Raw genomic sequence first — 7,711 nt, 5'->3', positions numbered from 1 at the left:
TAGCTTTTGAAGATTTGACGGAAGCAATAAAAAGCAAAAAGCCCATGAGAAAGCGCATGAAGAGAAATGTTTCTTCATGGTGCAAGGGGATGGTTGCGGATGCCCTCAAACAAGTTTCAACCCGTGTAGGTTGCACGGTCGTTAGTGTGAATTGTGCATATACGTCACAACTTGACTCCAGATTTGCTACCTTAACTGGTAGTAGAAATGGTGACAAGTTTACCGGACATGATGGGGTCGTAATGCACTCAGATACTAATGCTGCTGATAACGTTCTAGCAAGAATGAGTGATGTTGAAATCACTCGATACATGAAACATTCCGATGTAAAAGTAATCTTGCTAGAACGGACGCAGAAGTTTCGGGACTCCATAGTAATGGAACCCGAGGCGATAACGGGCAAGGATAAGCCCCAGACTCTAGAACCTAAAAGCAAACTTACGAGTAAGGTCAATCAGAGAGCGAACTATAAGCAATTAACGCTGTTTGACCAAGGTTAAACTACGTTATTTGTGTATCTCGAGGATCTCAATTACTTACTTAGGACTAACTTTATCAATCACCTTGATTTTACCATCATCGCCCACAGTCCAGACATCATAAGTACCAATGACATCACCGTTAGCGTCAACATCTACATCACCGCTTGCGCCTTGATAATTAATCTGTTTTCCTGCTTTAAGTAGCTTCAACCCTTCACAAACATCACTAACTGGTGTTCCCTTACCAGCGGATACTTCCCGAATTTTACCAGCAATAGCAACCCCTGTATTTTCCTTCGCAGCTTGAGCGGCTAATACCAACAAAGCCGCAGCGTCCCAAGATTGAGGTGCGTATTCTCCAGGAGAACCGCCTTTTTTCTCTTTCCAAAGTTTATTAAAGTTTTCCAAACCTGGACCACTAGAACCAGGAACTGTCCCAATTGCCCCGGATAAAATATACTTACCATCACTAGCTTTGCCTACTTGATCAGGGAAAGTAGGGGATTTTACGCCGTCTGTCAGTAAAATTTGTACGCCTTTGGCGACACCTTGCTGATAAGCAGCTTTGAGAAATAAACTCCCTGTTTCCGCATATAACACCCCTAAAACCGCATCTGGTTTGCCAGCAAAAGCCGCAGTTGCTTCTGTATCAAAAGTTTGAGCTTTGGGATCATAGCGAATAGGTTTATCTTTATTAATTACTGTTCCCCCTAATTTTTCAAAAGTTTCCACAAATGCTTTTTCAAAACCTACACCATAGTCATTGTTAATAACTACTGTGGAAACTCGTTTAAAACCTTTTTTCCGAGCAAGTTGGGCTAAAGCCAATGCTTGGTAGGTATCTGGGGGAGCAGTCCGCGCCCAAAAGCCCTTAAAGTCGCCTTTTTTAGCTTTGTCGGTAAATACAGGACTGGTGCTACCAGGAGAAATCAGCATGACTTTATTGGGTACAGCCACAGAAACCGCCGCAGTGGAAACGCTACTAGCAAAAGAACCGACTACACCACCGACTTTATCTAAAGTTGCTAATTTGGTCATTCCCGCAGCACCGGCTTTAGGGTCTGTTTGGTCGTCTACTTGTACTAAACTGACTTTTTCACCATTCACACCCCCACAAGCGTTAACTGTGTCTACCAGTAAGGGAACTGAACCAACCATTTGTTGTCCAATAGAAGCCAAGTCACCAGTTGTTGGTAATAAACTCCCGATTTTCAGTCCTTTAGTATCACTGGTTGTAGTGGTAGCTGTTGGGGAGGTGGTACTATTTCCGGTAGATGATGAAGGATTAGGATTTTCACAAGCGGCTAACAAGAAACCACTGGCTAGGGTAGCTAGACTCAAGGCTAGGGAAATACGAATTTTTGCCATAGTTAATCACACAGATATTTAGAAAACTTGATGTAGATATATTTACATCAAGCCTTTAAATCGCAGATTATAACATCCTCACACTATCATTGGTTTTAAATTATTCAAACCATAACTTTTTCACCAGGTTGAGGAGCAATTACCTGGGTTGTTAAATTGTTTTTTTCCAGTAATGTGCGAAATTCTTCTACAGTTCCCTTAGCTTGCAGGAATTTTACCAGTAGTCCTGCAAACAAAATATCCCCTCCGGCTGCGGTAGGGAGCATAAATCGAGGTTTTACCGATTTTGCTACTTCTAGGGCGCTATTCATGCCTTTGATAATCGGACCGAGTAGGGGTAAACTCAAATCAATGATTGGTGTAATTATTACGTCAATGGGTGCTATTTCTTGAAGTTGGGGGGAATGATAGCCATGGGGTTCATAATACAATGTAGAATTATTTGCTAAATCTTTAAGCAGATAGCCGTTTTCTAATAAGGTTGGTCCAATGGGAGAACCGGGAAAAGCTTTGATCTCTATTTGATGATTTAAGGTGAAGGTTTCACCATGATTGAGACTGATGATTTGTTGATAACCCAGTTGTTTGACAACTTTAGCCGCATTGGGGGAAGCGACAACGGGGATATTTTTGTTAAGCTGTTTTAAGGTGGGTGGGTGTGCGTGATCTTCTAATCCTTGAGAAAGCAAAATTAAGTTTATATTATCTGGTATTGACCGATCTTGAGTCCGAGAACCTTTAAATAACCAATCTAAGTTATTAAAGGTTAAATCACCAATTAACCAAGGATCAATTAATATCCGCTGTTCACCAATTTCAATCAACCAACTATTACTATCTAACCAAGTAAGATTCATAATTACAGAAAACGCTATATCCATAATCTAATTATACACAAGACGTAGGGGTTTAGCATTGATAAACCCATACTAATCATTGATATTTCACGATTAATTACGAGATCACGCTTCGCTATCCCATTCGGTTATTATACAAATGCGAACTGACAAGCCGGCGATTGCGCGATCGCTCGACTTTTAAAGCAATTAATTTATTTGGACAAATATTTTTGATCATTAGACTCTTGATATTCTGTAATTTTGGCATATAAACTATCAACTGTTTCTTCAGAAAATAACCTTTCTTTAATTTGTAAATAATCTCCTTCACCTAGTTTACACGCAGCCCAAAATTTCATTACTTTTGCTGGTTCTAGGTGAGCAAGTAAAACCTGCATGACTTCTTGTAAATTTTGTTGCTCGTTAATAACTTTAATTGTCATCTTCTATCTCCAAAATAAAATCTGTTGGGTTAATTACTTTCAGTGGTAAATCTTGACATCGGTTGATTAATCTTTTGTCACAAGTTATAAAATAATCACTTTCAGATGTTTCTGCACAAGCTATATGAAGTGCGTCAATAGGCTTGATTCCTTGTTTTTCTAACTGTTTGGATCTAGCTCTAATATTTTCATCTATAAATACTCTTAATGTGGCTATTTGTAAATATCGCTCCATTGATTGTTGATTAATAGTAAAAGGATTACGGCTATTTTCGTATTCTAAAACTGAAGAATTAACTAATTCTAGTAATTGAGCTTGAACCATTTGTAAAATTAAAATTACCGCCTGTGTTTCTAGAAAGACTTTTGGCTGTGTTTGGTCGTCAAATGGACGATTATAAATACTGGTATCTAGATAAACCCTGATCATATCACTGTTTTTACATCTTTCTCTAGTGTACAGGAATAATAGCCTTATTCCCAAAACGGTTTGATTCTCTCTTACTTATAGCGAAAACAAGATCGCATTCTATCCTCCATAATCATAGAAAAGCGATCGCCCTCTACTATTTTAGACAGTAGAAAAGCGATCGCATTCTAATTCACTTAGTCTTTACCAAAAAAGCTTTTCTTTCTTATTATGTTCACGATCATAGTAACTGAAGGATTGTTGTTAAATGTGATTAGACGAACATCACTATTGACAATGCTATAGCATTGTCAATGTATAGCGAACTTGAGCTAATGACCAATCTCTACCAAGTGCATCTAAATAACTTTGTAATTCACCAGCATCAGGTTCACGTCCAAGAACATCACGATAGATACCAATGACCTTTCCTTTTGCTTCTTCACTATGTGCAATAGAAAAACGAACACCCTCTAATGACCAATTTCTACCAAGTGCATCTAAATCATTTTGTAATCCACCACCATCAGGTTCACGTCCAAGAACATCACGATAGATACCAATGACCTTTCCTTTTGCTTCTTCACTATGTCCAAAGGCATTGCGAATTTGGAACATCTAAATAATTTTGTAATCCACCACCATCAGGTTCACGTCCAAGAACATCACGATAGATACCACTGACCTTTCCTTTTGCTTCTTCACCATGTGCAATAGAAAAACGAACATCCTCTAATGACCAACCTCTACCAAGTACATCTAAATAACCTTGTAATCCACCACCATCAGGTTCACGTCCAAGAACATCACGATAGATACCAATGATCTTTCCTTTTGCTTCTTCACTATATCCAATAGAAAAACGAGCTTGAGCTAATGACCAATCTCTACCAAATGCATCTAGATCACCTTGTAATCCACCAGTATCAGGTTCACTCAGGATATATTTAGTTGCATTAATTGCCTGAACAACCGTATCAATAAACGGAACAGGTAACTGAGAAGAATTAGCAGGATTAACAGCGAATACAGGATCTTGATAATCGCTCAAACCTAGATTGTTGTAGGGGGGGGTAGATATGAACCCTGATTGTTGAGAGTCTAAGGATAGCTCAAACATAGATGCCTTCTCATGTAAAGATTAGTGGTCTTGTTACCTTTCATTCTATGCGAGCCAGTATAGCAGCTTGTATACTTTAATTTTAAATAGTTAGTGAATTTTATTTTTTTAGTATCCGTATATTTATGCGTGCCAGCAGAAAATTTATCATCTTATCTCTGCTTGTAAAGCTGTTATCAGATTGATATAGGATGAATAAAATTAGCCACAACCTTGATGATTGCTGCTTCATGAGTGGTTCTAAGTGTAATCCTGACTTCTCAGTAATTTAGCGGAATTTATGTAAATTTTTGATAAAATTGTCAGAATCAGGATTAACAGGATTTTTTACAGCTAATTCCACTCCTAAAATCCTTGTAGAGTCCATACATTCTTTGTCATCAGTTGTCTATTGTCCCGCTAACATTTGTAGAAGTTTGTCCGCATTATGTAAATTACCAACCATGCGCCGAATTGGATGAGGCCAAACCTTAACTAAAGTAGGAGTAGCAGAAACTTGATCAATTTCTGCCTGTTCTGGATTGGTGAGAACATCAATAACTTTGAGAGTATAAGGATATCCTAGCGATCGCTCTAATGATTCGTGCAGGTTTTGTAAAATTTTTTCTGTAGTCGCACTATGACCAGCCACAAACAAGCGCAAAACAAAGCCTGGGGGACCTGGGATCTTTTGTAGCACTGGTTGTGTATTAATGACTGGTTGCTGGTACTGTGAGGGAGAATCAGCCAAATCCAAACGCACAATTAAATCATGATCTTGCCAAAGTTGAGGAAATGTAGAACGATAAGTTGATAATACCAAGCGATCGCACAAACCATCTTGCCAAGGTGCTGATTGCCATACCAAATCCCCCGTCCCAAAAATCGCATTCAATACAGCCTGATGTCTCATCACCGCCGGATAAGCTTCCGCAAAAATTTGTACTTGTTGAGTGCGAGGATTTAACCAGTGATCAATGGTTGCAGTATAACAAGGTACTAAAAAATGTGGCGGCTCTGGTAAGTCGAGGATTTCCTGCAAAGCCGCACATAAATGTAAATGCCATCGTCCTTGTTTACTAGGGTCAATACAATAAATTAAATCCCCTCCAGGCGTAAACAAGGCAATACCCTTAAACAACTGGGGTTTAGATAGTTTGTCTAAATTCAACTTAGTCATTGGTCAGTTGTCAGTTGTTAATTAAACACGACCTCGGAGGAATTGCGCCATTTCGTTAGGAGTTGGCGACATTTCTAACGCCGTTTCCTCAGTAATCCGGCCTTCTTGGTAAAGATTGAGCAATGACTGATTCATTGTCACCATGCCATCAAAACCAGCTTGTTTCATTAACTCCGCAATCTCATCATACTTGCCATCCTTCACCCATTCCTTAACAGCCTCAGTATTAATGAGAATATCGTGGAAAGCCGCCCGTTTACCATCTGTAGTGCGGCATAAACCTTGAGCAATTACAGCTACTAAAGATTCTGCAAGCGCTATCCGCATAGCTTCCTGTTCTTCACCTGAATACAAATTGAGAATCCGTTCAACAGTTTTTACCGCACTATTGGTGTGCAGAGTTCCCATCACCAAGTGACCCGTTTGTGCCGCCTTCAGTGCCGTATTCACCGTTTCCTTATCCCGCATTTCCCCCACCAGAATTAAATCTGGATCTTCCCGCAAAGCTGCTTTTAAAGCATTATCAAATTTGCGGGTGTGCATTCCCACTTCCCGCTGTTTAACTAAAGACTTACGACTTTGGTGGACAAATTCTACCGGGTCCTCAATCGTAATAATATGTTTAGCCATCTCCCGATTAATATAATCAACCATTGCTGCCATTGTCGTGGATTTACCTGAACCAGTTGGACCTGTTACTAAAACCAAGCCTTTGTGACTATGACAAATATCTCGAAAAACTGGTGGTAAACGCAATTGCTCCATAGACAGAATTTTGAGAGGAATTAACCGCAGTACCATGGCATAACCGCGCAGGGAATCAAACACATTAATCCGCACACGGGCAAAATCGTACTGAGTTGCACCATCAAATTCTAAATGTTCTTGAAACCTTTGAATTTCAGAATCAGAGAGAATCTCCCGCAACCATCCCATAAAAGTCGGTTTATCAGCTTCGGGATAACCTGTAGTGAGAATTTCCCCCCGGTTGCGGAAGCGGGGTATTTCACCCACTCCCAAGTGAACATCAGAGTAACCCTCATCAAATGCTTCCTGGATAAGCTGCGCCAAGGTACGTTGTACAGGTTCATTTGTGGGCGCATTTAAATTAGGAAATATTGGTGGTGGTGTAGTAATTATTGGCGGTGCTGGTGCGTTCATTTCTAAATTTGCCACCTGATTCTGTATTTTTGCCTTTGGCAAGGGTGGCGGCATTCTGAATGTTTGTGATTCTGTCATATATCTTCACTTTTGTTAATTGGTCAGTTGTCAGTTGTTAATTGGTCAGTTGTCAGTTGTTAGTGGAAAATATTTTCCTTCTGTTCCCTGTCCCCTGCTTCCTGCTTCCTGCTTCCTGCTTCCTGCTTCCCCTGCCTCTGTTATGCAGTCTTCTTAGTGGGTTATTCACCAATATACATATTTTTTAACACATACTGATTATCCTTGATATTTCATAGGATCTACATAATATACTGATAGCTAATAATACAGAGAAGTCAAGGATAAAGAGGCGGGGCAAAGTGAAAGAAATTAAGAATTACCCATCATCTACAATCTGTTTTGATCACTTTTTGATAAATTATGAGAAATAATATCGTTTTTTATAAGAAATGTTAAGCATCTGGGTAATCAGATTGCGGGGATCAATATCTGCTTCTCATCTATCCTTAGTCTATATTTCTCAAGGCATAGACCAAAACTCTTTTCCCTACCTGTGGGTATATGTGAATTCTTATTCATAAGTAGAAAAAATCAACTGTAAACTTTAGTAAAGAAATGCTCATTTTGGAGCTAAGGTTTTATATACTAAATTTCACTGAAACAAAATCAGTTAATTCGCTTTCGAGTGATAAACAACTGAAATTTAAACTTGCTGTGTATTAGGAGGAAA

At 39.2% G+C, this 7,711-nt stretch carries 8 protein-coding genes and 1 pseudogene; 1 reads left to right on the top strand and 8 read right to left on the bottom strand.

Annotated elements, in window-relative coordinates:
- A pseudogene (locus tag AN490_RS16495) lies at positions 1-500 on the top strand (addiction module component); the annotation flags it as partial.
- A 36-nt stretch (positions 501-536) separates the two neighbouring features.
- Here the strand turns inward: AN490_RS16495 and AN490_RS16490 are convergent.
- The 8 genes from AN490_RS16490 to AN490_RS16455 form a co-directional block, all read right to left on the bottom strand.
- Complete coding sequence (locus AN490_RS16490) at positions 537-1,850, bottom strand: ABC transporter substrate-binding protein (RefSeq protein WP_271820660.1); 1,314 nt, start codon at positions 1,848-1,850, stop codon at positions 537-539.
- A 104-nt stretch (positions 1,851-1,954) separates the two neighbouring features.
- Positions 1,955-2,707 (bottom strand): MBL fold metallo-hydrolase, encoded by a 753-nt coding sequence (locus AN490_RS16485; RefSeq protein WP_300005532.1) that lies wholly within the window; start codon positions 2,705-2,707, stop codon positions 1,955-1,957.
- A 194-nt stretch (positions 2,708-2,901) separates the two neighbouring features.
- The gene (locus tag AN490_RS16480) at positions 2,902-3,132 is read right to left on the bottom strand and encodes a hypothetical protein (RefSeq protein ID WP_213798441.1); all 231 of its coding nucleotides are present in this window, start codon (positions 3,130-3,132) and stop codon (positions 2,902-2,904) included.
- Positions 3,122-3,562 carry a PIN domain-containing protein gene (locus AN490_RS16475; protein WP_300005524.1) on the bottom strand — a complete coding sequence of 147 codons (441 nt, stop codon included), beginning with the start codon at positions 3,560-3,562 and terminating at the stop codon, positions 3,122-3,124. The genes AN490_RS16480 and AN490_RS16475 overlap by 11 nt, the downstream gene beginning before the upstream one ends.
- Before the next feature lie 279 nt (positions 3,563-3,841).
- Positions 3,842-4,159, bottom strand: coding sequence for a hypothetical protein (locus AN490_RS16470; protein WP_300005522.1), 318 nt, complete (start codon positions 4,157-4,159; stop codon positions 3,842-3,844).
- Entirely contained in the window at positions 4,128-4,661 is a 534-nt protein-coding gene (locus AN490_RS16465) for a hypothetical protein (RefSeq protein WP_300005520.1), read from the bottom strand. Before AN490_RS16465 ends, AN490_RS16470 begins: the two co-directional genes overlap by 32 nt.
- Before the next feature lie 388 nt (positions 4,662-5,049).
- Positions 5,050-5,820, bottom strand: coding sequence for a circadian clock KaiB family protein (locus AN490_RS16460; protein WP_300005518.1), 771 nt, complete (start codon positions 5,818-5,820; stop codon positions 5,050-5,052).
- A 21-nt stretch (positions 5,821-5,841) separates the two neighbouring features.
- A complete protein-coding gene (locus AN490_RS16455) occupies positions 5,842-7,059 on the bottom strand; it encodes a type IV pilus twitching motility protein PilT (RefSeq protein ID WP_300005516.1) in 1,218 nt (405 codons plus the stop codon).
- Positions 7,060-7,711 lie beyond the last annotated feature (652 nt).

Origin of the sequence: Anabaena sp. AL09 (assembly GCF_001672255.1) — a bacterium.
Classification (GTDB): Bacteria; Cyanobacteriota; Cyanobacteriia; order Cyanobacteriales; family Nostocaceae; genus Dolichospermum; species Dolichospermum lemmermannii.
The sequence above is the reverse complement of the archived record's forward strand: the minus strand, read 5'-3'. Positions and strand labels throughout refer to the sequence as shown.

Excerpts from the sequence above, each read along its gene's own strand:
- AN490_RS16455 (WP_300005516.1), bottom strand. The coding sequence starts at position 7,059 with ATGACAGAATCACAAACATTCAGAATGCCGCCACCCTTGCCAAAGGCA.
- AN490_RS16475 (WP_300005524.1), bottom strand. The coding sequence starts at position 3,562 with ATGATCAGGGTTTATCTAGATACCAGTATTTATAATCGTCCATTTGAC.
- AN490_RS16460 (WP_300005518.1), bottom strand. The coding sequence starts at position 5,820 with ATGACTAAGTTGAATTTAGACAAACTATCTAAACCCCAGTTGTTTAAG.
- AN490_RS16470 (WP_300005522.1), bottom strand. The coding sequence starts at position 4,159 with ATGTTCCAAATTCGCAATGCCTTTGGACATAGTGAAGAAGCAAAAGGA.
- AN490_RS16480 (WP_213798441.1), bottom strand. The coding sequence starts at position 3,132 with ATGACAATTAAAGTTATTAACGAGCAACAAAATTTACAAGAAGTCATG.
- AN490_RS16490 (WP_271820660.1), bottom strand. The coding sequence starts at position 1,850 with ATGGCAAAAATTCGTATTTCCCTAGCCTTGAGTCTAGCTACCCTAGCC.
- AN490_RS16485 (WP_300005532.1), bottom strand. The coding sequence starts at position 2,707 with ATGAATCTTACTTGGTTAGATAGTAATAGTTGGTTGATTGAAATTGGT.
- AN490_RS16465 (WP_300005520.1), bottom strand. The coding sequence starts at position 4,661 with ATGTTTGAGCTATCCTTAGACTCTCAACAATCAGGGTTCATATCTACC.